The sequence below is a fragment of the Pseudomonas sp. KD5 genome, assembly GCF_012932895.1.
GTDB lineage: Bacteria > Pseudomonadota > Gammaproteobacteria > Pseudomonadales > Pseudomonadaceae > Aquipseudomonas.
Genome location: NZ_JDWJ01000001.1, coordinates 555,130 through 576,819, shown reverse-complemented (window position 1 = coordinate 576,819; position 21,690 = coordinate 555,130). Strand labels below are relative to the sequence as shown.

The following is a 21,690-nucleotide window of genomic DNA, read 5'->3' as shown; positions in this document are numbered from 1 at the left end:
TTCGCCTTTCGTCCGATGACGCCTTTCGAGGCTGTTTGGATTTGGACGGATAACAAGATTCCATTAGCCACGCCCGCTGACACCGGGCCAACGAAGAACTTTGAACCATGGCCACTATCCACGTAGACGGCAAAGAGCTCGAAGTCGATGGGGCAGACAACCTGTTACAGGCATGTCTGTCGCTAGGCCTCGATATCCCTTATTTCTGCTGGCACCCAGCCCTTGGCAGCGTTGGCGCTTGCCGCCAGTGCGCGGTCAAGCAGTACACCGACGAGAACGACAAGCGTGGTCGGATCGTCATGTCCTGCATGACCCCCGCCACCGACGGCAGCTGGATCTCCATCGACGACGAAGAAGCGAAAGTGTTTCGCGCCAGCGTCGTTGAATGGCTGATGACCAACCACCCTCACGACTGCCCGGTCTGTGAGGAAGGCGGTCACTGCCACCTGCAAGACATGACGGTGATGACCGGCCACAACGAGCGCCGTTACCGCTTCACCAAGCGTACCCACCAGAACCAGCAACTGGGCCCGTTCATTTCCCACGAAATGAACCGCTGCATCGCCTGCTATCGCTGCGTGCGCTTCTATAAGGACTACGCTGGCGGCACCGATCTCGGTGTGTTTGGCGCCCACGACAACGTGTACTTCGGTCGCGTTGAAGACGGCACCCTGGAAAGCGAGTTCTCCGGCAACCTCACCGAGGTCTGCCCGACCGGTGTGTTCACCGACAAGACTCACTCCGAGCGCTACAACCGCAAGTGGGACATGCAGTTCTCGCCGAGCATCTGCCATGGCTGCTCCAGCGGTTGCAACATCTCCCCGGGCGAGCGTTACGGCGAACTGCGCCGCATTGAAAACCGCTTCAACGGTTCGGTGAACCAGTACTTCCTGTGCGACCGTGGCCGTTTCGGCTATGGCTATGTCAACCGCAAGGATCGCCCACGTCAGCCACTGCTGGCCAACGGCGCGAAACTGAGCCTGGACGAAGCACTGGATAAAGCCGCCGACCTGCTGCGCGGTCGCAACATCGTCGGTATCGGTTCGCCACGCGCCAGCCTCGAAAGCAACTACGCGCTGCTCGAACTGGTCGGCGCCGAGCACTTCTACTCCGGTATCGAAGCCTCGGAGCTGGAACGCATTCGTCTGGTCATGCAGGTGCTCAAAGACAGCCCGCTGCCGATCCCGAACATGCGTGACATCGAAGACCACGATGCGATTTTCGTCCTCGGCGAAGACCTGACCCAGACCGCTGCGCGCATGGCCCTGGCCCTGCGTCAATCGGTCAAGGGCAAGGCCGAAGACATGGCCGACGCCATGCGCGTTCAGCCATGGCTCGACGCCGCGGTGAAGAACATCGGCCAGCACGAACTGAACCCGCTGTTCATCGCCAGCCTGGCTGAAACCAAGCTCGACGACATCGCTGAAGAATGCGTTCACGCCGCACCGGACGACCTGGCCCGCATCGGTTTCGCCGTGGCTCATGCCCTCGACGCCAGCGCACCGGCCGTTGAAGGTCTGGACGCCGAAGCTCTGGCGCTGGCCAAGCGCATTGCCGACGCCCTGCTCGCCGCCAAGCGTCCGCTGATCATTGCCGGTACCTCGCTGGGTTCCAAGGCGCTGATCGAAGCGGCGGCGAACATCGCCAAAGCCCTGAAGCTGCGCGAGAAGAACGGTTCCATCAGCCTGATCGTGCCGGAGGCCAACAGCCTCGGCCTGGCCATGCTCGGCGGCAACTCGGTCGACGAAGCACTGCAAGCCGTGATCGACGGTAAGGCCGACGCCATCGTCGTGCTGGAAAACGATCTGTACACCCGTACCGACAAATCCAAGGTCGATGCTGCCCTGAACGCTGCGAAAGTGGTGATCGTGGCGGACCATCAGAAGACCGCCACCAGCGATCGCGCGCACCTGGTACTGCCAGCGGCCAGCTTCGCTGAAGGCGACGGTACGCTGGTCAGCCAGGAAGGCCGCGCCCAGCGTTTCTTCCAGGTCTTCGACCCGACTTACCTCGACGCGAGCATTCTGGTTCACGAAGGCTGGCGCTGGCTGCATGCCCTGCGTTCGACCCTGCTGAACCAGCCGATCGACTGGACCCAACTGGACCACGTCACCGCTGCCGTTGCTGCAAGCACGCCGCAACTGGCGCGTATCGTCGATGCCGCACCGTCCGCCGCATTCCGGATCAAAGGCCTGAAACTGGCGCGCGAACCGCTGCGTTACTCCGGTCGTACCGCCATGCGCGCCGACATCAGCGTGCACGAACCGCGTACTTCCCAGGATAACGACACTGCATTCTCGTTCTCGATGGAAGGTTACTCGGGCTCCGCCGAACCGCGTCAGCAAGTACCTTTCGCCTGGTCTCCGGGCTGGAACTCGCCGCAAGCCTGGAACAAGTTCCAGGACGAAGTCGGTGGTCACCTGCGCGCTGGCGACCCGGGCACTCGCCTGATCGAAAGCACCGGTGATTCGCTGAACTGGTTCGCCAGTGTTCCGCGTGCGTTCAACCCGGCGCCAGGCACCTGGCAGGTCGTACCGTTCTTCCACCTGTTCGGCAGCGAAGAAAACTCTTCCAAAGCCGCACCGGTGCAGGAGCGCATCCCGGCCGCCTACGTGTCGCTGGCCAAGTCCGAAGCCGATCGCCTGGGTGTCAATGACGGTGCCCTGCTGAGCTTGAACGTTGCTGGCCAGACTTTGCGTCTGCCGCTGCGCATCAACGAAGAGCTGGGTGCCGGTCTGGTCGCATTGCCTGCAGGTATCGCCGGCATTCCACCAGCCATCTTTGGCAAATCCGTTGACGGTCTGCAGGAGGCAGCGCTATGACCTTGTTCACTCCTGAAGTGATCGACGTAATCATCGCGGTCCTCAAGGCCATCGTGATTCTGCTCGCCGTAGTGGTTTGCGGCGCGCTGCTGAGCTGGGTCGAGCGTCGTTTGCTCGCCCTCTGGCAGGACCGTTACGGTCCGAATCGCGTCGGCCCGTTCGGCGCGTTCCAGATTGCGGCCGACATGATCAAGATGTTCTTCAAGGAAGACTGGACCCCACCGTTCGCCGACAAAGTGATCTTCACCCTGGCACCGGTCGTGGCCATGAGCGCCTTGCTGATTGCCTTCGCGATCATCCCGATCACCCCGACCTGGGGCGTGGCGGATATCAACATCGGCATCCTGTTCTTCTTCGCCATGGCGGGTCTGTCGGTCTACGCGGTGCTGTTTGCCGGCTGGTCGAGCAACAACAAGTTCGCCCTGTTGGGCAGCTTGCGGGCCTCGGCACAAACCGTGTCGTACGAAGTGTTCATGGGCCTGTCGCTGATGGGCATCGTGATCCAGGTTGGCTCGTTCAACATGCGCGACATCGTTGAATACCAAGCGCAGAACATGTGGTTCATCATTCCGCAGATCTTCGGTTTCCTGACCTTCTTCATCGCTGGCGTCGCCGTGACTCACCGTCACCCGTTCGACCAGCCGGAAGCGGAACAGGAACTGGCCGACGGTTACCACATTGAATACGCTGGCATGAAATGGGGCATGTTCTTCGTCGGTGAGTACATCGGCATCGTGTTGATCTCGGCGCTGCTGGTCACGCTGTTCTTCGGTGGCTGGCACGGCCCGTTCGGCCTGCTGCCGCAGATCCCGTTCATCTGGTTCGCACTGAAAACCGCGTTCTTCATCATGTTCTTCATCCTGCTGCGCGCCTCGATTCCGCGCCCACGGTATGACCAAGTGATGGACTTCAGCTGGAAGTTCTGCCTGCCGCTGACCCTCGTCAACATGCTGGTGACCGCTGCGATCGTGTTGCTCAACACGCCCGCCGTCGCGGCTCAGTGAGGATAGAGAATCATGAAGTACATTTTTGACATCGTGCATGGCTTCTTCACCCAGCTTCGCAGCCTGGTGATGATCTTCGGCCACGCCTTCCGCAAGCGCGACACGCTGCAGTACCCGGAAGAACCCGTGTACCTGCCGCCGCGTTTCCGTGGCCGTATCGTCCTGACCCGCGACCCCGACGGCGAAGAGCGTTGTGTAGCCTGCAACCTGTGCGCCGTGGCGTGCCCGGTGGGTTGCATCTCGCTGCAGAAAGCTGAAACCGAAGACGGTCGCTGGTACCCGGACTTCTTCCGCATCAACTTCTCGCGCTGCATTTTCTGCGGCCTCTGCGAGGAAGCCTGCCCGACCACCGCAATCCAGCTGACACCGGATTTCGAAATGGCCGAGTTCAAGCGGCAGGACCTGGTTTACGAGAAAGAAGATCTGCTGATCTCCGGTCCCGGTAAAAACCCTGACTACAACTTCTATCGTGTTGCAGGTATGGCGATTGCCGGTAAGCCAAAAGGCGCCGCGCAGAATGAAGCCGAGCCGATCAACGTGAAGAGCTTGCTGCCTTAAGGAAGAACGATGGAATTCGCTTTCTATTTCGCATCGGGTATTGCTGTTGTGTCCACGCTTCGCGTGATCACCAACACCAACCCCGTGCACGCCCTGCTCTACCTGATCATTTCGCTGATCGCCGTGGCCATGACGTTCTTCGCCCTTGGCGCACCGTTTGCCGGTGTACTGGAAGTGATCGCCTACGCCGGCGCCATCATGGTGCTGTTCGTGTTCGTGGTGATGATGCTGAACCTGGGCCCGGCCTCGGTTCAGCAGGAGCGCGTCTGGCTCAAGCCCGGTATCTGGCTGGGCCCGGTCGTACTCGGCGCCCTGCTGCTGGCTGAACTGCTGTATGTGCTGTTCAGCCACTCCAGCGGCCAGGCCCTCGGCCACACCACCGTAGACGCCAAGGCCGTGGGCATCAGCCTGTTCGGTCCTTATCTGCTGGTGGTCGAACTCGCCTCGATGCTGCTGCTCGCCGCAGCCGTCACGGCGTTCCACTTGGGCCGCAACGAAGCCAAGGAGCAATGACGATGCCTGCTATCCCTTTGGAGCATGGTCTGGCGGTCGCCGGCATCCTGTTCTGCCTCGGTCTGGTCGGCCTGATGGTCCGGCGCAACATTCTCTTCGTGCTGATGAGCCTGGAGGTCATGATGAATGCCTCCGCACTGGCGTTCATCGTTGCCGGTAGCCGCTGGGCGCAGCCGGATGGACAGATCATGTTCATCCTGGTGATCAGCCTGGCAGCCGCCGAGGCCAGTATTGGCCTGGCGATTCTGTTGCAGCTGTATCGCCGCTTCCACACTCTCGATATCGACGCTGCCAGCGAGATGCGCGGATGAACCTTCTCTATCTGACTTTCCTGTTCCCCCTGATCGGTTTTGTGCTGCTGGCGTTCTCCCGCGGACGCCTCTCGGAAAACCTCTCGGCGCTGATCGGCGTCGGCTCCATCGGCTTGTCGGCGATCGTCGCGGCTTATGTGATCTGGCAATTCAACGTTGCACCGCCCGAGGGTGGCCACTACACCCTGGTGCTGTGGCAATGGATGGCGGTGGAAGGCTTCACGCCGAACTTCGCCCTGTACCTGGATGGTCTGTCCGTGACCATGCTCGGTGTGGTGGTGGGCGTGGGCTTCCTGATCCACCTGTTCGCGTCCTGGTACATGCGCGGTGAAGCCGGTTACTCGCGCTTCTTCGCCTACACCAACCTGTTTATCGCCAGCATGCTGTTCCTGGTCCTGGCCGATAACCTGCTGTTCGTGTACTTCGGCTGGGAAGGCGTAGGCCTGTGCTCGTACCTGTTGATCGGTTTCTACTACAGCAACCGCAACAACGGTAACGCGGCACTCAAAGCCTTCATCGTGACCCGCGTCGGCGACGTGTTCATGGCCATCGGCCTGTTCATCCTGTTCCAGCAACTGGGTACGCTGAATATCCAGGAACTGCTGGTCAAGGCGCCTGAGCACTTCAAGGCCGGTGACTTCTGGATCGTTCTGGCGACCCTGATGCTGCTGGGCGGCGCTGTCGGTAAATCCGCGCAACTGCCGCTGCAAACCTGGCTGGCGGATGCGATGGCCGGCCCTACTCCGGTTTCGGCACTGATCCACGCCGCGACCATGGTAACCGCCGGTGTCTACCTGATCGCCCGTACCCACGGCCTGTTTGCACTGGCGCCGGATATCCTGCACCTGGTAGGTGTTGTGGGTGGCGTGACGCTGGTGCTGGCAGGTTTTGCCGCACTGGTTCAGACCGACATCAAACGTATCCTCGCCTACTCGACCATGAGCCAGATCGGCTACATGTTCCTGGCCCTGGGCGTGGGTGCATGGGATGGCGCGATCTTCCACCTGATGACCCACGCCTTCTTCAAGGCGCTGCTGTTCCTTGCATCCGGTGCGGTGATCGTTGCCTGCCACCACGAGCAGAACATCTTCAAGATGGGCGGCCTGTGGAAGAAACTGCCACTGGCCTACGCCAGCTTCATCGTCGGCGGCGCGGCCCTGGCGGCCTTGCCTCTGGTGACCGCGGGCTTCTACTCCAAGGATGAAATCCTCTGGGAAGCGTTCGCCAGCGGTAACGAAGGCCTGCTGTATGCCGGTCTGGTCGGTGCCTTCATGACCTCGCTCTACACCTTCCGCCTGATCTTCATCACGTTCCACGGTGAAGCGAAGACCGAAGCCCATGCCGGTCACGGCATTGCTCACTGGCTGCCGCTGTCGGTGCTGATCGTACTGTCGACGTTCGTCGGCGCGATGATCGTTCCACCGCTGCACGGTGTGTTGCCGGAAAGCGTCGGCCATGCCGGCGGCGAAGCCAAGCACAGCCTGGAAATCGCTTCGGGCGCCATCGCCCTGTCCGGTATCCTGCTGGCCGCGCTGCTGTTCCTCGGCAAGCGTCGCTTCGTCACGGCCATCGCCAACAGCGGCATCGGCCGCTTCCTTTCGGCCTGGTGGTTCGCTGCCTGGGGCTTCGACTGGATCTACGACAAACTGTTCGTCAAGCCATACCTTGCGATCAGCCACATTCTGCGCAAAGACCCGCTCGACCAGACCATCGGTCTGATCCCGCGTATGGCCAAAGGCGGTCACACCGCCCTGAGCCGCACCGAGACCGGTCAATTGCGTTGGTATGCCGCCTCGATGGCTGCTGGTGCCGTGCTGGTAATCGGCGCCGTCGTGCTGGTAGCGGTCTGACTATGAACCTTGCGAACTTGCGAAAGGAAACGAGCCCGTCATGATTCTGCCATGGCTAATCCTGATCCCCTTCATCGGCGGCCTGCTGTGCTGGATGGGTGAGCGCTTCGGCGCCACCCTCCCCCGCTGGATTGCGCTGATCACCATGTCCCTGCTGCTCTCCCTCGGCCTCTGGCTGTGGGCCAACGGTGACTATTCATTTGCACCAAAACCTGGCGCCGATCCGACCTGGGCGCTTGAGTTCAAACACGTCTGGATCCAGCGCTTCGGCATCAACGTGCACCTGGCCCTCGACGGCCTGTCGCTGTTGATGATCCTGCTGACCGGCCTGCTGGGTGTCCTCTCGGTACTCTGCTCCTGGAAAGAGATTCAGCGTCATGTGGGCTTCTTCCACCTGAACCTGATGTGGATCCTGGGCGGTGTCGTTGGCGTGTTCCTCGCCCTCGACCTGTTCATGTTCTTCTTCTTCTGGGAAATGATGCTGGTGCCGATGTACTTCCTCATCGCGCTCTGGGGTCACAGTTCTTCGGACGGCAAGAAAACCCGGATCTACGCGGCGACCAAGTTCTTCATCTTCACTCAGGCTTCCGGCCTGATCATGTTGGTGGCGATCCTGGGCCTGGTACTGGTCAACTTCAACGACACCGGCGTGATTACCTTCAACTACGCCGATCTGTTGAAAACCAAGATGTCGCAGACCACCGAGTACATCCTGATGCTCGGCTTCTTCATCGCCTTTGCGGTCAAGCTGCCCGTCGTACCGTTCCACTCCTGGTTGCCTGACGCTCACGCCCAGGCACCGACCGCAGGTTCCGTCGACCTGGCCGGTATCTTGCTGAAGACTGCTGCGTACGGCCTGCTGCGTTTCGCCCTGCCGCTGTTCCCGAATGCCTCGGCCGAGTTCGCGCCGTTCGCCATGACCCTGGGTCTGATCGGGATCTTCTACGGTGCGTTCCTGGCCTTTGCGCAAACCGACATCAAGCGTCTGATTGCCTTCTCGTCCGTTTCCCACATGGGCTTCGTGTTGATCGGCATCTACTCCGGCAGCCAACTGGCACTGCAGGGCGCGGTCATGCAGATGCTGGCTCACGGTCTGTCGGCCGCGGCACTCTTTATCCTCTCCGGTCAGCTGTACGAGCGCACCCACACCCGCGATATGCGTGAGATGGGTGGCCTGTGGTCGAAGATTGCCTACCTGCCAGCCCTCAGCCTGTTCTTCGCAGCGGCGTCGCTGGGCCTGCCGGCGACCGGTAACTTCGTCGGTGAGTTCCTGATCCTGATCGGCACCTTCGCCAGCGCGCCATGGGTCACCGTGATCGCCACGTCCGGCCTGGTATTCGGTTCGGTCTACTCGCTGATCATGGTCCACCGTGCCTTCTTCGGCCCGTCGAAATCCGACGCGGTGCTGCATGGCATGGACGGTCGCGAACTGATCATGGTGGTTGGGCTTGCGGCACTGCTGCTTTACATCGGCGTGTACCCGCAACCGTTCCTCGATACCTCTGCCGCGACGATGCATGGCGTGCAGCAGTGGCTCGGCTCCGCCTTCACTCAACTCGCTTCGGCCCGGTAAGAGCGCTATGGAATTCACGACTCAACACTTTATCGCGCTTGCGCCGTTGTTGATCACCAGCGCCACGATCATCGTGGTGATGCTGGCTATCGCGTGGCGCCGCAACCACTCGCAAACCTTCCTGCTGTCGGTGGCAGGTCTTAACCTGGCCTTGCTGTCGATCTTGCCAGCCCTGAAAGTCGCGCCATTGGCCGTGACCCCGTTGCTGCAGATCGACACTTTCGCTTGCCTGTACATGGCGCTGATCCTGGTCGCCACCCTCGCCTGTGTGACCCTCGCCCACGCCTACCTGGGCGATGGCGGTACGGGCTACCCGGGCAACCGTGAAGAACTTTACCTGCTGATCCTGATGTCCGCCGCCGGTGGCCTGGTGTTGGTCAGCGCGCAGCACCTGGCCGGTTTGTTCGTCGGTCTGGAACTGCTCTCGGTACCGGTCTACGGTCTGGTGGCTTACGCCTTCTTCAACAAACGTTCGCTGGAAGCCGGCATCAAGTACATGGTGCTGTCGGCCGCCGGTTCCGCGTTCCTGTTGTTCGGCATGGCCCTGCTCTATGCCGAAGCCGGCAGCCTGAGCTTCAACGGCATCGGTCAGGCCCTGGCGGCCACCGGCCTGCCTAGCCCGATCGCGCAACTGGGCCTGGGCATGATGCTGATCGGCCTGGCGTTCAAACTGTCGCTGGTACCGTTCCACCTCTGGACCCCGGACGTTTACGAAGGGGCTCCGGCACCGGTGGCAGCGTTCCTGGCCACGGCCTCCAAAGTGGCGGTGTTCGCGGTGATGGTGCGTCTGTTCCAGATCTCGCCAGCGGCGAGCAGTGGCGTGCTGAGCAACGTGCTGACCGTCATCGCCATCGCGTCGATCCTGTTCGGCAACCTGCTGGCACTGACCCAGAGCAACCTCAAGCGTCTGCTGGGTTACTCGTCCATCGCGCACTTCGGTTACCTGCTGATCGCCCTGGTGGCGAGCAAGGGCCTGGCCGTGGAAGCCATCGGCGTGTACCTGGTCACCTACGTGATCACCAGCCTCGGCGCGTTCGGTGTGATCACCCTGATGTCCTCGCCGTACAGCGGCCGTGACGCGGATGCCCTGTACGAATACCGTGGCCTGTTCTGGCGCCGTCCGTACCTGACCGCCGTCCTGACCGTGATGATGCTGTCCCTGGCCGGTATCCCGCTGACCGCGGGCTTCATCGGCAAGTTCTACATCATCGCCACCGGTGTCGAATCGCACCAATGGTGGCTGGTCGGCTCCCTGGTACTGGGCAGCGCCATCGGCGTCTTCTACTACCTGCGTGTGATGGTCACCCTGTACCTGATGGAACCGAACCTGCGTCGCCACGATGCGCAACTGCACTGGGAACAACGTGCAGGCGGCGTGATGCTGCTGGCGATCGCCGTACTGGCGTTCTTCCTCGGCCTGTACCCACAACCGCTGCTGAACCTGGTTCAACAGTCGGGGTTGGCGGGTTGATCGCTTAAGCGATACTCGGTAGAAAACAGAAACGGCACCTTCGGGTGCCGTTTTTGCGTTTGCAAGTTCGCAACCGCCAGCAGTGAAAGGTGCAGTGACGTCTGAAGTATCCACAAAAGGTGTAGGAGAACTCGCCAAGCCGAAGCCCCATAGGATTGAAAAAATCAGTTAAAGAGATTTGTCTTCTGTATGCAGTTGAAGTTTCCTACAAGCGTCTACGACAAAAACCAGACGCCCAGTTAGTTTTGTAATGCTGTTCCCTGTCGAGCAAACCATTGTGTCGCGCCAACTCGGTCAAGCCGAGAATGGTTATGTACGTATTTCCGCACCGCTTAAATCTGCCTGTCGAAACTTCCAGACATTTTTGACTCTCTCATCGAATGACTTATACATTTGATCCGTGCTCAACAGTGCACAGTCAAACTAAAAACAAGAGGATTCAATGATGGGTTATCTCGTTAGCTGGAATGCAAACAAAGTTATTGATCTTGAACAGCAGGAAGCCCCGACTGCCGAGCAGATCGAAACACTCCAATTGACTAAGGAAGAACTGGCCGAACTGAAAGCCGAATAAAAAATCGGGGGCTCACGCCCCCGGTTTCTTGAGGAAGCAAATAATGGACAATTTCACAGTGACTGAACGGGAACTGACTCTCGCACAGGCTGAACAGCGAATTTATGCGGAATTCAAGGTATTGGGACTCCGTCTCAACACCCGCACCATTGGCCAAAAGGTCGTCGCGACCCATGCATCTGTCAGTACCATCGATCCTGAACGAAGAGCCAGGGGTGCCGGCAAAGGCTACCCTCCACAGGCCAATGTGGGTGCGCTCTATGAAGCATTGGAACATTACCTCAGCGATCATTGCGATACTTCCAGTACTGAACTTATTACTCCGGAATACTTCTCTGAATGCCCTCTCTTTCATGACGACACAGTTCTTGCACTTATCGAAAAACAAAAAAACACTGTTATAGCCTGCCGAACGTACACCAACGCTATCGACCAGTCCCCTTTTTATTATCCGAAAGCGTTGTGTTCCCCAGGATACCCAGGCACGCTATTTTCTGCCGACACTACCCACTGCCACTCCCTGCAGCGTTATGCCAGTAATAGCGGCACTGCGGTGGGTGCAAGTTATAATGAGGCGGTGCTGCACGCCATTAATGAAAGTATTGAACGTGACGCGGTGTCATTGTTTCTACTGCAGCATTTTTACTACGAAAACCGCCCTCCTCTACGCCGCATTGCCCGTTTACCCGATGACGATGACCTCGGCCGCCTATGGTCAGATGCCGAATCAGAAATCGACGCCGAAATCATCCTTGTCGACATCAGCAATGAGTTCCTCCCACGCACTTTTCTGGCCTTTTCACTCGCGTCTTGCACCTTCCCAAGAGTTTTCGGAACAGGTTGCTCCCTCATGGCCCGGCATGGTGCGTGGCGTGCACTGACCGAACTGGTTCAGATGCATCACGGTGCCAGCGAGCATGAAGTGAAGCATTACCTGATCAACGCAGAACGTCATCTAACCCATTTTCCGCGACTCCTGCGTTGCCTGCGATTCGACCTGCATCCTCTATTGAACCTGTGCGAACAACAGTTCGTAGCGTTACCTACCGCCCACGATGAAAGGCCATTGGCAGAGCAAATCAATTTGCTGGCAGAAGATCTGCACCGGCATGGGCGGACCTTGGGTATCACGCAGTTGCACCAGACCGAACTCGGGACCACCTTGGTGAACGTCGTCATTCCGGGGCTGGAGCGGTTTTTTATTGTTTCCAGCGGCAATGTGGTGATCCCGCAGGCACGAGGGCGGCGTCTGGAAAACCCGCAAGGAGTGCCTGCATGAACCTGCGGTCCACACCAGCAGATTTCCAGCGCGAATTACAGCTGACGCAAACCTTCATCCACCGCGTCGCCTCCTTGGGCAAGCTTGATTGTCACGTAGAACCCGCAGGGCCCGGATGCCATCAGCTTTTCGTTTTGCGGGTGAATCGCTGCGACTGGGTCGGTCGAAAAGTTTTGCAACAGACGGCGACTGGCAGCTGGCACATCAACAGCTTGCTCAAGCCCTGGATGCTGCTTGGGCCGCTGACGGATGTACAGTGGAGCGATGAAGGTATCGCCGTCTATTTTCGCGGTGTTTCCACGCAGGAAAAACACGCGGCGTTCAACATCGCACAGGCTCGGCCTGACAGCGAGGTCCGTTTCCCGTTTCCTGCAGTCGATGACAAGGGGCTGGAGTTTGTGTGTCCGGCGGACTACTGGCAATGCGACGACGCGCTCGCCATGCAGCTGAATGGCGACGAAACCCACTTGCGTCAACATTGCACAGCCCTGCTTGAAACCCTGTCGAGCCCGGGTGCCGTGATCCTTGACCCGGCGTGTTCGACTGGCGAATTCATCGCGCACCTGGCCCGCGAGCTCCCCGGCCGCCGTTGCTTGGGTTCGGACCGTTCGGCCTCGATGGTCGAACACGCCAAACGTCGCCATGGCATGTGTTCTGCGGAGTTCTATCTGGCCGACGCCCGTGAGGTGGCCGCTTGCGGGGTCAAATGTGATGTGCTGATTCTGCGTTTTCTCAATGCCGAAGTGATGACGCATAACGAGGCCCGGCAAACATTGCGCGATATGGCAGCGTGCGTGAATCCAGGAGGCACGATTCTCGTTTTCGGCCATACCCCCGTGCTTATCGCGGTTCCTTATATGGCTCAATCGCTGAAAATGGAGCTGATTTCAAGCGTAGCGGCCCGCCCCGGCCAAGTGGAGCTGTTCCAGTTCTACCGACTCAGGGTCCCGATGGAATGACGACGTCCTTGAACAATGGCTACTACCCAACCTGCGACGGTCATCTGGTCTATTGGGAACGGCATGGCACTCCGGGTACCGAACCGATCTTTTTCCTGCATGGCGGGCCCGGCGGTTGCAGTTCCCGTCATCACCTCGAGTTCTTCGACCTCCTTGGTTACGACATTGTCCTGTTTGACCAGCGCGGCTGCGGACGCTCTCATCCCCACGGTGAATTGCGTCACAACAATACCAGGCTGTGTGTCGAAGACATCGATTCGCTGCGTCGGCATCTGGGCTTCGAGAAGATAAGCTTGCTGGGGGTTTCCTGGGGAAGCTGGCTGGCGATTCAATACCAGCAGCGGTATCCCCAAGCCGTTCTGAACACCACGCTGGTCTCGATATTTGTGCCGTTTTCCACGAATGTCAGCGCCTACGATCAAACCTTGAGCGATGGTTTGGTCGGAGTGTCCAATGGGGTCGAAGGCTGCAATGCGCAAGAAATCTATCAGACACTGAGCCATGGCTGCCCAATCCAGCAGCGTCAGGCTGCCATGCACTGGTCAAGGGCCATTTGGCAGTTGAACGGCCAGTCGATGCGCCAGCGCGCACTCGAAGACTTCGTCAATGAAGAAGCCGTCCGCGCTATCCGGCTGGAGCTGCACTACCACATCAACCAGTACTTCTTCACCCAGGCTCACGAAGTGCTTTCCCTCGACAGCAATACCCGCGTCATACAAGGCATCAAAGACTCGTTCGGCATGGCGAGCCTGCGCTGGCTCCGTGAACGTGTGGATATTCAGTGCCGGTTGCTCAACGCAGGGCATAACGCTCTCGACGGCACTGTACTGAAAGCCATTCGCCGAAGTCTGAAACGAGATCGGTACGACGGATAAAAAACGGCACACGGGTGCCGTTTTTGCGTTTTGAGATTGGAGCTTTCAGGCGCCAAATTATGCAGTGCTACTCAGGTCGGCCCCGAAGCCATCACAGTTTCTTCACCATAGGAACGCAGGCCAGTTGAAGACCGGAGGGGGAATGGTAAACCGCGGGTTCCTCCCCAATGTAACCACAGCGTCGATAAAAGTCGGCGGCATTCAAAGTCGCATCCAGACGGACTTCCACCAGGCCAAGATCCCGCGCCAGATCTTCGAGAAAGCCCACGATACGCTTACCCAGGCCTCGTTCCATAAAGTCAGGATGTATAAAGATTGCGCCGATTTCGCGGTTCTCCGGATCCAGCATGCCTGTCGCCACAGGCTCACCCTGAACGCACCCCAGATAGAAGTACTTTTCCATGAGTGCGCAGTAACCGTCCTCAGCTGACCCCGATGTCCAGGTCAGCATTTGCTTTTCGGTATAGGCACCGATGCATTGATGTCGGATGGCTAGCAGCCGTATGTCGAATGCCGTCTGGGCGTCGCTTTGGGTGGCTTTTCTAATTTCGAACATTTCACTCTCCATCAGCCATGTGCAGACGGAGAATCAAAAAGCCCCGTCCATCTCTGGCGGGGCTTTGGGTAACACGTCAAATGCCGAGCACGTATGACCTTATGGCCCACCTGAAGCGGTCATAGAGGAACACATCATGTTCATTCGGCGTTGATCATTCATCGGCAGATAGTGCTGTGGGTGAGCCGATGAGTCAATTGCGAAGTCCCCTTCCCCCAGCATTACTCGAAAATTCTCACCGGCCTGGTCGCTTCGTCCTACAGGCGTTTTTACGACCGGGGTCTACCTTGAAAACGGGGGACGAAAAGGATGGCTTCGATGCCTTGACCTATTCGATTATCAAGACAACACTATACGCAGGTGACGTACAGAACATGGACGCTCTTTTTATCGAATTACCTGCGTTTCAGAAACACCGAGACGATTACCTGGATGACGATTTGTTCCGCAGCTTTCAGTTGGAGCTGCTGAAAAACCCTGAAGCGGGCGATCTCATTGAAGGTACGGGCGGGCTGCGAAAAATCCGCTTTTTCGATCAACGTCGCGGTAAAGGCAAGCGTAGCGGGCTTAGGGTGATTTATTACTGGTGGTCAGGTTTCGATCAATTCTGGCTGTTCACCGTGTATAGCAAAAACGAGCAAGACGACCTGTCGCCTTCCCAGAAAAAACTTTTCAGACAAGCGCTGGATAGAGAAATCAACACGAGAACCCACTATGAAACGTGACATTTTTTCCGAACTGATGGAAGGCCTCGAAGCCTTGGCCGACGAGCGCCAAGGCAAGGTCACGCTGCGGACCCACAAGGTCAAGCTGCCGAAACTGGTACCCATCACTGCCGAGGAAGTGGTAGCCATCCGTCAACAGCTCAATCTTTCCCGGTCGGTGTTCGCCATGTATCTACGCACCAACACCCGAACCCTCGAAAACTGGGAACAAGGACGGGCAACACCAAATGCCCAAGCCACGACACTGATCCGCTTGGTTGAACGCTTTCCGCAAACAATCGAACAACTCGCAGCGCTGACCTGAACGTGCAGGCTTGTCATTCCACGCACATGACGAAATTGTAATTCCCCCATCACCTTGGCGTTATCCGCAGCTTGCAACGATGTCACCCGGCGACCATGCCGGCGGGCCCTTGCCCGTCGAACAATAAAACCCACGCCGAAGCACGTTCCCGTTCTGCCGAACCCAAGGAGTGATTGATGGTTAACAACACAAAAATGTCGATAGCCGCTTTAGCGGTGGTTGTCGGCTCCGGGCCGTCCATGGTGTTGGCGGAAGAAAAACCCGAGGGGTTTATCGAGGGCAGCAGCCTGACGGTGCTCAACCGCAACTTATACTTCAATCGTGATCACCGTGACGGCCAGTCGAGTCCCACCGGCAATGGTTATTCCGAGGCCTGGGCTCACGCGGTCATCAGCAAGTTCGAATCCGGCTTTACCCAAGGCACCGTCGGGGTCGGTGTCGATGCGTTTGCGATGATCGGCTTGAAACTCGATACCGGTGACGGGCGCAACGGTGGCCGTAGTTCTTTCGACGTGTTGCCGGTCGACAGCGATGGTCAGGCGCGGGATGAATACACCAAGGTCGGTGGCGCCGCCAAAGTGCGCGCCTTCGATACCGTGATCAAGGTCGGCGATGTGTTCCCCGCCAACCCGGTGGTTGCGGCGGGTGACTCCCGACTGTTGCCGGAAAGCTTCCGGGGTGTCACGGCCACCAACACCAGTATCGAAGGTCTGTCGGTACAGGGCGGTCGCCTGCATGCGATGAGCCAACCGGTGTCCAGCAACATGCGCGAAAACTTCGCGACCTTCTACGCCGGTCCGGTCAATTCGCCGTGGGTCGGCTATTTCGGTGGCGACTACACGCTGAACAAAAACCTCAGTTTCAGCCTGTATTCCAGTCGCCTCAAGGACGCCTGGAATCAGTATTACGCCGGCACCGCATGGACTTATCCGCTGTCGGATGACCTGTCGCTATTCGGTGGCTTGAACTATTACAAGGCGGTCGACGAAGGCAAACAACTGCTCGGCGAATTTGACAACAACATCTGGAGCGGTCGCGTCGGGGTGAAACTCGGCGCCCATTCCGTTGCGTTATCGCACCAGCGCAACAACGGCAACGACGACTTCGACTATCTGCGCCAGTCCGACTCGATCTTCCTCGACAACTCCATCCAGTACAGCGACTTCAACTCGCCCAAGGAACGTTCGTGGATGGTGCGTTACGACCTCGACATGACCAGCTATGGCGTGCCGGGTTTGTCGTTCATGACCCGTTACGGCCGTGGCACCGACGCCGATTACTCCAACGCCAACGCCGTGTACATGCGTCGCGATGCCGACGGCAAACCACTGACTGACCAGAAGCGCTGGGAGCGCGACATAGAAGTCAAATACGTGGTGCAGAGCGGCTCGCTGAAAGACATGTCTCTGCGTCTGCGCCAGGCCACAACCCGCGCCACGGCGTTTGAGTCGGATCTGGATGAAGTGCGGGTGATTGTCGAGTATCCGCTGGCGATTCTCTGACTTCACGGTTTATGCAAATTCACCTTTAGAAGCTCCTTGCTCCTTTGGTAAGAGGTGAATCTTTTGGCGTCCTTCGGGGCGCCTTTTTTATGCCCGTGGATTGAGCACTGCAGGAGCAGCCTTCGGCGACTCCTGCAGGATTGCGTTGCGGGAGAGTTACTCACCCGACTCGACGTTATCCAATGCCTGATTCACCGCCAACTCTCCCAACATCACCACTTGCGCAATACCCAACAGAGTCTTGCGATGGGTGCCTTCCAAAAGCGCGGCGAAGTCACCGAGCATGACCGTGGCCGAGGACAATGATTCGCTGGCATTGGCCAGCAGGGATTCGGTGTCGGCTTTGGGATTGGCGAAATACATCTGGTTGGGGGTGTAGGGCGTGGACATGACGTGGGCCGTCGGATTCAGGTAGTAATCGAGCGCACGTTCGGCAGCTTCGTGGAGTTTTTTGGAGTCGATGGAGGCGTAGGGAGATGTTAGGTCGGTGTCCGTAGCTGTGCTTGCTTCGGGAGGGTTTGGTGTTGGTTTTTTCATGGTGAAACTCCACTGAAAAGTTGGAGCTGCCCCATTTCGGTTTCCGGACGAAGAGGTGGCAGCTGTACGCAGGTTGGAAACCCGGGCAGCGGCGACCCGGTCGACCCGAAGGTCTCCCACGCACAGCCGCCATAACGGAGTGCACACATTCAAGGTGCGCAAGGATACGTTATGAAAGGCGTGTTGGCGCCACTGTTACTGATCGGGGTTTCCAGGCCCGGTCGCTGAATTGGCAGCGACATGCACAGGCTAGAGAGCGTGCGTCCGACGGACAACCTGAAAACATTGTGGGAAGCGTCTGTATTTGCGCCACATCCGTTAAACATTCCGAATTGAAATACGCACTGTAGGTGGAGGCCCTCGGTGCCCTCACCCGCCCTGTCGGCGGCAATCGCCTGCCACGGTGTATTTGATGGTATTGAGTTGGCCCTTTGAATCTTCATAGGTCATGGCAGTAGGCACCACGGCACAAGCAACTTGCGGCCGCACAACGCTCACCACTTTCACCACATCCAGTTTCATCCCGTATTCGTAGTCTTTCACCACCGGCGCAGGTTTGCCCTGGTTGGCCGCGTATTGCTGCATGGCGTGGGCGTTGGCACTGAACGCCCTCTCAAACGTCCGGTCACCGCCGCCTTCTGCCAGCGCATTCAACGACATCGCCATCACACCGACGAACGCCATCAACTTAAAAACTTTCATATCCAGTACCTTAAATCCAGGCTCAAAAAAAAGCCCACCATCGGCCTTCGATGACGGGCTAGTTCAGGTGCGACACGCTTACAAGTCTTTGGTCTTGTCGTCCTTTTTTTCATTCAACACGACGGGGTTACGCGCCTGTTCCTTGGCGACAAACGCCTCCACCGAGCGGTCATTGGCCGCCATCATTTTTTCAAAGGCTCTGTCGCCGCCACCTTCAGCCAAAACAACGGAAGACATCACCAACGCCGCTGCAAACGCACTCAGTTGTACAAGTTTCATGCTTGATTCCTCGTTTAATTAACTAACGGGATCAAGGTAACAATCCGAACCTTTCGTGACGGTGGCACGCAAATTACATATCCGTTATCTAGCGCTCCCACAGCAGTTCCACCTACTTGGTTGAAGCTGGGTCTTCGTCGCGTCTATGCGCCAACTGATACAACGCCGGCAGTATCAGCAGCGTCAGGATGGTCGAAGACAGAATCCCGCCAATCACCACCGTCGCCAACGGTCGCTGCACCTCGGCACCCGTGCCGGTCGCCAAAGCCATGGGAATGAAGCCCAGGGACGCAACCAGCGCCGTCATCAACACCGGGCGCAGACGTGTGAGCGCACCCTCATTGATTGCATCAGCGAGCGAACGCCCCTCCTCCCGCAAATTGCGGATAAACGCGATCATCACCAGACCGTTGAGCACCGCTACCCCCGACAGCGCAATGAAACCAACGCCCGCCGAGATCGACAGCGGAATGTCCCGCAGCCACAGCGCCATGACGCCCCCGGTCAACGCAAACGGAATCCCGGTGAACACCAGCAAGCCATCCTTGAGGTTGTTGAACATCATGAACAGCAGCCCGAACACCAACAGCAGAGCCACCGGCACCACGATCTGCAAGCGTTTGGCCGCCGACTGCAACTGCTCGAACTGACCGCCCCACGTGGTCCAGTAACCCGCCGGCACCTGCACATCGCGCTCGATCACCTCGCCAGCCTCTTTAACGAAGGAGCCAATATCGCGCCCACGCACGTTGGCGCTGACGATCACCAGCCGCTTGCCGTTTTCGCGGCTGACCTGATTCGGCCCGAGCACCAGATCAAGGCTGGCGACGTCCTTGAGGGCGATGAAGCCAATCTGATCAGCCGCGCCATTCAGGGGCGCCGGCACCGGAATCAACAGTGCCGACAAACCTTCGATGTCCTTGCGCATGGCATCGGACAGGCGCACCACCATGTCGAAACGCCGATCGCCTTCATACAGTGTCCCGGCCTGGCGCCCGCCGACCGCCACTGCAATGGTGTCTTGCACGTCGCCGACGTTGAGCCCGTAACGCGCCGCCTTGTCGCGGTCGATGTTGATGGTCAGCACCGGCAGGCCGGTGGTTTGCTCGACCTTGACCTCGGACGCGCCGTTGACCTTCTGCATGGCGGCGGCGATCTTCGCCGCCGTGGCGTTGAGCACGTCCATGTCATCCCCGAACACCTTGACCGCCACATCGCTGCGCACGCCGGAGATCAGTTCGTTGAAGCGTAACTGGATCGGCTGCGACAGTTCATAGTTGCTGCCCGGCAGCGTCGCGGCGGCTTGTTGCAGTTCCGCCATCAGGGTCTCGCGGGACTTGCCCGGATCCGGCCACTGCGCCTTCGGCTTGAGCATCACGTAGCTGTCGGAGATGTTCGGCGGCATCGGGTCGGAGGCGATTTCGGCGGTGCCGGTACGGGCGAACACGCGCTCGACTTCCGGCACCTTGTTGAGGATCAAGGTCTCCAGACGCTGCTGCATGTCCACCGATTGTGTGAGGCTGGTGCCCGGCACGCGCAAGGCTTGCAGGGCAAAATCGCCCTCACTGAGACTCGGCACAAACTCGCTGCCCATGCGGCTGGTGAGCACGCCGCTGAGCACAATCACAGCCAGCGCCGCCCCCACCGCCATGGCGCGATGGGACATCACCCACGCCAGCGCCGGCGCATAAACGCGACGCGCGCCGCGCATGACCACGCCCTCCTCTTCCTTGACCTTGCCGGTAACGAACAACGCGATGGCCGCCGGCACAAAGGTCACCGACAACAGCATGGCGCCCAACAGCGCGATGACCACGGTGAAGGCCATCGGGTGGAACATTTTCCCTTCGACACCGCTCAGGGCGAAGATCGGCAGGTACACGACCATGATGATCAACTGGCCGAAAATCAGCGGCCGCCGCGCTTCTTTGGCCGCCGCGAATACTTCGTGGAAACGCTCGGAACGGCTCAGCAAACGCCCGTGATGCTGCTGCGCATGGGCCAGCCGTCGCAGGGTGTTTTCGACGATCACCACCGCGCCGTCGACGATGATGCCGAAGTCGAGGGCGCCGAGGCTCATCAGGTTGGCACTGACTTTGTTGGTGAACATGCCGGTGAAGGTGAACAGCATCGACAGCGGAATGACCATCGCGGTGATCAACGCCGCGCGGATGTTGCCCAGGAACAGGAACAGAATCGCGATGACCAGAATCGCGCCTTCCACCAGGTTCTTCTTCACCGTGGCGATGGCCTTGTCCACCAGGTGCGTGCGGTCATACACCGGCACCGCAATCACGCCTTTGGGCAGGGAACGGTTGATCTGTTCAAGCCTGGTCGCCACTGCCTGGGAGACCGTCCGGCTGTTTTCGCCGATCAGCATGAACACCGTGCCCAGTACCACTTCGCGACCGTTTTCGGTGGCGGCACCGGTGCGCAGTTCGCGACCGATGTCTACCGTCGCGACGTTCTTGATCCGGATCGGCGTCCCGTCGACATTGGCCATCACGATATTGGCGATGTCATCGGTGCTCGCCACTTGCCCAGGCGCGCGAATCAGCAACTGCTCGCCGCTGCGCTCGATGTAACCGGCGCCGACGTTGGCGTTGTTGCGCTCCAGCGCCGTGACCAGATCGGTGAGGGTCAGTTTGTAAGCCGCCAGCCGTTTCGGGTCGGGGGCGATCTGGTATTCCTTGGCGAACCCGCCGATGGTGTTGATCTCGGCCACACCGGGCACGTTGCGCAATTGCGGCTTGATGATCCAGTCCTGAATCACCCGCAAATCGGTTGGCGTGTAGGCGGTGCCGTCGTCCTTGAGCGCACCTTCCTGCGCCTCCACCGTCCACAGGAAAATCTCCCCGAGCCCGGTGGAAATCGGCCCCATCAGCGCTTCCGCCCCCTCGGGCAATTGCTCCCTGGCGATCTGCAAGCGCTCGTTGACTAATTGCCGGGCGAAGAACAGATCGGTGCCGTCCTTGAAGATCACCGTGACCTGCGACAGCCCCGAACGCGACAGCGAGCGGGTCTGCTCCAGCGCCGGCAAACCGGCCATGGCGGTTTCAATCGGGAAAGTGATGCGCTGCTCGGTTTCCAGCGGCGAGAACCCGGCCGCGCCGGTGTTGATTTGCACCTGGACGTTGGTGATGTCGGGCACGGCGTCGATCGGCAGTTTTTGGTAACTGGCGATGCCGAGGCCGGCCATGAGGAGAACGGCGAGCAGCACGATGATGCGCTGCTCGATGGCAAACTGGATCAGGCGTTCGAACATGAGAACCTTCCGGTCGAGGTTGACGGATCAG

20 protein-coding genes are annotated in these 21,690 nt (G+C 59.0%); 15 read left to right on the top strand and 5 right to left on the bottom strand.

The genetic code is table 11. The features are described from left to right. Positions 1 to 107 precede the first annotated feature (107 nt). The 12 genes from nuoG (at position 108) to AF70_RS02485 (ending at position 13,789) form a co-directional block, all read left to right on the top strand. Positions 108 to 2,822 (top strand): NADH-quinone oxidoreductase subunit NuoG, encoded by a 2,715-nt coding sequence (gene nuoG, locus AF70_RS02535; RefSeq protein WP_028941268.1) that lies wholly within the window; start codon positions 108 to 110, stop codon positions 2,820 to 2,822. Continuing rightward, on the top strand, positions 2,819 to 3,826 hold the full coding sequence (gene nuoH / locus AF70_RS02530) for an NADH-quinone oxidoreductase subunit NuoH (RefSeq protein ID WP_019648467.1): 1,008 nt from the start codon (positions 2,819 to 2,821) through the stop codon (positions 3,824 to 3,826). The genes nuoG and nuoH overlap by 4 nt, the downstream gene beginning before the upstream one ends. Positions 3,827 to 3,838: 12 nt before the next feature. Then, positions 3,839 to 4,384 carry an NADH-quinone oxidoreductase subunit NuoI gene (gene nuoI, locus AF70_RS02525; protein ID WP_007940875.1) on the top strand — a complete coding sequence of 182 codons (546 nt, stop codon included), beginning with the start codon at positions 3,839 to 3,841 and terminating at the stop codon, positions 4,382 to 4,384. A gap of 9 nt (positions 4,385 to 4,393) precedes the next feature. Continuing rightward, the gene (gene nuoJ, locus AF70_RS02520; protein WP_019580075.1) at positions 4,394 to 4,897 is read left to right on the top strand and encodes an NADH-quinone oxidoreductase subunit J; all 504 of its coding nucleotides are present in this window, start codon (positions 4,394 to 4,396) and stop codon (positions 4,895 to 4,897) included. A gap of 2 nt (positions 4,898 to 4,899) precedes the next feature. Next, positions 4,900 to 5,208, top strand: coding sequence for an NADH-quinone oxidoreductase subunit NuoK (gene nuoK / locus AF70_RS02515; protein ID WP_007940879.1), 309 nt, complete (start codon positions 4,900 to 4,902; stop codon positions 5,206 to 5,208). Further along, a complete protein-coding gene (gene nuoL / locus AF70_RS02510) occupies positions 5,205 to 7,058 on the top strand; it encodes an NADH-quinone oxidoreductase subunit L (RefSeq protein WP_018925507.1) in 1,854 nt (617 codons plus the stop codon). The genes nuoK and nuoL overlap by 4 nt, the downstream gene beginning before the upstream one ends. 40 nt (positions 7,059 to 7,098) lie before the next feature. Then, positions 7,099 to 8,631, top strand: coding sequence for an NADH-quinone oxidoreductase subunit M (gene nuoM, locus AF70_RS02505; RefSeq protein WP_028941267.1), 1,533 nt, complete (start codon positions 7,099 to 7,101; stop codon positions 8,629 to 8,631). A 7-nt stretch (positions 8,632 to 8,638) separates the two neighbouring features. Beyond that, the gene (gene nuoN, locus AF70_RS02500; RefSeq protein WP_018925505.1) at positions 8,639 to 10,102 is read left to right on the top strand and encodes an NADH-quinone oxidoreductase subunit NuoN; all 1,464 of its coding nucleotides are present in this window, start codon (positions 8,639 to 8,641) and stop codon (positions 10,100 to 10,102) included. Between the two features lie 445 nt (positions 10,103 to 10,547). Then, a complete protein-coding gene (locus tag AF70_RS29740; RefSeq protein WP_256677813.1) occupies positions 10,548 to 10,676 on the top strand; it encodes a hypothetical protein in 129 nt (42 codons plus the stop codon). Between the two features lie 43 nt (positions 10,677 to 10,719). Then, a complete protein-coding gene (locus tag AF70_RS02495; RefSeq protein ID WP_028941266.1) occupies positions 10,720 to 11,955 on the top strand; it encodes a YcaO-like family protein in 1,236 nt (411 codons plus the stop codon). Further along, on the top strand, positions 11,952 to 12,914 hold the full coding sequence (locus AF70_RS02490; RefSeq protein WP_028941265.1) for a bifunctional 2-polyprenyl-6-hydroxyphenol methylase/3-demethylubiquinol 3-O-methyltransferase UbiG: 963 nt from the start codon (positions 11,952 to 11,954) through the stop codon (positions 12,912 to 12,914). The genes AF70_RS02495 and AF70_RS02490 overlap by 4 nt, the downstream gene beginning before the upstream one ends. After that, complete coding sequence (locus AF70_RS02485; RefSeq protein ID WP_028941264.1) at positions 12,911 to 13,789, top strand: alpha/beta fold hydrolase; 879 nt, start codon at positions 12,911 to 12,913, stop codon at positions 13,787 to 13,789. Before AF70_RS02490 ends, AF70_RS02485 begins: the two co-directional genes overlap by 4 nt. Positions 13,790 to 13,880: 91 nt before the next feature. Here AF70_RS02485 and AF70_RS02480 read toward each other — a convergent pair whose 3' ends face one another. Continuing rightward, positions 13,881 to 14,345, bottom strand: a complete 465-nt coding sequence (locus tag AF70_RS02480; RefSeq protein ID WP_028941263.1) for a GNAT family N-acetyltransferase — start codon at positions 14,343 to 14,345, stop codon at positions 13,881 to 13,883. 374 nt (positions 14,346 to 14,719) lie between these two features. Between AF70_RS02480 and AF70_RS02475 the strand changes: the two genes are divergently transcribed. From AF70_RS02475 to AF70_RS02465, 3 genes are all read left to right on the top strand, one after another. Beyond that, entirely contained in the window at positions 14,720 to 15,070 is a 351-nt protein-coding gene (locus AF70_RS02475; RefSeq protein WP_028941262.1) for a toxin, read from the top strand. After that, a complete protein-coding gene (locus AF70_RS02470; protein WP_007940887.1) occupies positions 15,060 to 15,374 on the top strand; it encodes a DNA-binding transcriptional regulator in 315 nt (104 codons plus the stop codon). Before AF70_RS02475 ends, AF70_RS02470 begins: the two co-directional genes overlap by 11 nt. 176 nt (positions 15,375 to 15,550) lie before the next feature. Next, the gene (locus tag AF70_RS02465) at positions 15,551 to 16,876 is read left to right on the top strand and encodes an OprD family porin (RefSeq protein ID WP_028941261.1); all 1,326 of its coding nucleotides are present in this window, start codon (positions 15,551 to 15,553) and stop codon (positions 16,874 to 16,876) included. Between the two features lie 156 nt (positions 16,877 to 17,032). On the opposite strand, the gene AF70_RS02460 is transcribed toward AF70_RS02465, so the two are convergent. The 4 genes from AF70_RS02460 to AF70_RS02445 form a co-directional block, all read right to left on the bottom strand. After that, positions 17,033 to 17,413: a DUF6124 family protein gene (locus AF70_RS02460; protein ID WP_028941260.1), complete on the bottom strand. Its 381-nt coding sequence runs from the start codon at positions 17,411 to 17,413 to the stop codon at positions 17,033 to 17,035. A gap of 369 nt (positions 17,414 to 17,782) precedes the next feature. Beyond that, positions 17,783 to 18,115, bottom strand: a complete 333-nt coding sequence (locus AF70_RS02455) for a DUF2790 domain-containing protein (RefSeq protein WP_028941259.1) — start codon at positions 18,113 to 18,115, stop codon at positions 17,783 to 17,785. A gap of 78 nt (positions 18,116 to 18,193) precedes the next feature. Next, entirely contained in the window at positions 18,194 to 18,394 is a 201-nt protein-coding gene (locus AF70_RS02450) for a co-regulatory protein PtrA N-terminal domain-containing protein (RefSeq protein ID WP_028941258.1), read from the bottom strand. A 112-nt stretch (positions 18,395 to 18,506) separates the two neighbouring features. After that, the gene (locus AF70_RS02445) at positions 18,507 to 21,659 is read right to left on the bottom strand and encodes a CusA/CzcA family heavy metal efflux RND transporter (RefSeq protein ID WP_028941257.1); all 3,153 of its coding nucleotides are present in this window, start codon (positions 21,657 to 21,659) and stop codon (positions 18,507 to 18,509) included. Positions 21,660 to 21,690: the final 31 nt, after the last annotated feature.

What these genes read in the sequence shown, in the direction of transcription:
- nuoG (WP_028941268.1), top strand. Translation starts at nt 108, where the DNA reads ATGGCCACTATCCACGTAGACGGCAAAGAGCTCGAAGTCGATGGGGCA.
- nuoH (WP_019648467.1), top strand. Translation starts at nt 2,819, where the DNA reads ATGACCTTGTTCACTCCTGAAGTGATCGACGTAATCATCGCGGTCCTC.
- nuoI (WP_007940875.1), top strand. Translation starts at nt 3,839, where the DNA reads ATGAAGTACATTTTTGACATCGTGCATGGCTTCTTCACCCAGCTTCGC.
- nuoJ (WP_019580075.1), top strand. Translation starts at nt 4,394, where the DNA reads ATGGAATTCGCTTTCTATTTCGCATCGGGTATTGCTGTTGTGTCCACG.
- nuoK (WP_007940879.1), top strand. Translation starts at nt 4,900, where the DNA reads ATGCCTGCTATCCCTTTGGAGCATGGTCTGGCGGTCGCCGGCATCCTG.
- nuoL (WP_018925507.1), top strand. Translation starts at nt 5,205, where the DNA reads ATGAACCTTCTCTATCTGACTTTCCTGTTCCCCCTGATCGGTTTTGTG.
- nuoM (WP_028941267.1), top strand. Translation starts at nt 7,099, where the DNA reads ATGATTCTGCCATGGCTAATCCTGATCCCCTTCATCGGCGGCCTGCTG.
- nuoN (WP_018925505.1), top strand. Translation starts at nt 8,639, where the DNA reads ATGGAATTCACGACTCAACACTTTATCGCGCTTGCGCCGTTGTTGATC.
- AF70_RS29740 (WP_256677813.1), top strand. Translation starts at nt 10,548, where the DNA reads ATGGGTTATCTCGTTAGCTGGAATGCAAACAAAGTTATTGATCTTGAA.
- AF70_RS02495 (WP_028941266.1), top strand. Translation starts at nt 10,720, where the DNA reads ATGGACAATTTCACAGTGACTGAACGGGAACTGACTCTCGCACAGGCT.
- AF70_RS02490 (WP_028941265.1), top strand. Translation starts at nt 11,952, where the DNA reads ATGAACCTGCGGTCCACACCAGCAGATTTCCAGCGCGAATTACAGCTG.
- AF70_RS02485 (WP_028941264.1), top strand. Translation starts at nt 12,911, where the DNA reads ATGACGACGTCCTTGAACAATGGCTACTACCCAACCTGCGACGGTCAT.
- AF70_RS02480 (WP_028941263.1), bottom strand. Translation starts at nt 14,345, where the DNA reads ATGTTCGAAATTAGAAAAGCCACCCAAAGCGACGCCCAGACGGCATTC.
- AF70_RS02475 (WP_028941262.1), top strand. Translation starts at nt 14,720, where the DNA reads ATGGACGCTCTTTTTATCGAATTACCTGCGTTTCAGAAACACCGAGAC.
- AF70_RS02470 (WP_007940887.1), top strand. Translation starts at nt 15,060, where the DNA reads ATGAAACGTGACATTTTTTCCGAACTGATGGAAGGCCTCGAAGCCTTG.
- AF70_RS02465 (WP_028941261.1), top strand. Translation starts at nt 15,551, where the DNA reads ATGGTTAACAACACAAAAATGTCGATAGCCGCTTTAGCGGTGGTTGTC.
- AF70_RS02460 (WP_028941260.1), bottom strand. Translation starts at nt 17,413, where the DNA reads ATGAAAAAACCAACACCAAACCCTCCCGAAGCAAGCACAGCTACGGAC.
- AF70_RS02455 (WP_028941259.1), bottom strand. Translation starts at nt 18,115, where the DNA reads ATGAAAGTTTTTAAGTTGATGGCGTTCGTCGGTGTGATGGCGATGTCG.
- AF70_RS02450 (WP_028941258.1), bottom strand. Translation starts at nt 18,394, where the DNA reads ATGAAACTTGTACAACTGAGTGCGTTTGCAGCGGCGTTGGTGATGTCT.
- AF70_RS02445 (WP_028941257.1), bottom strand. Translation starts at nt 21,659, where the DNA reads ATGTTCGAACGCCTGATCCAGTTTGCCATCGAGCAGCGCATCATCGTG.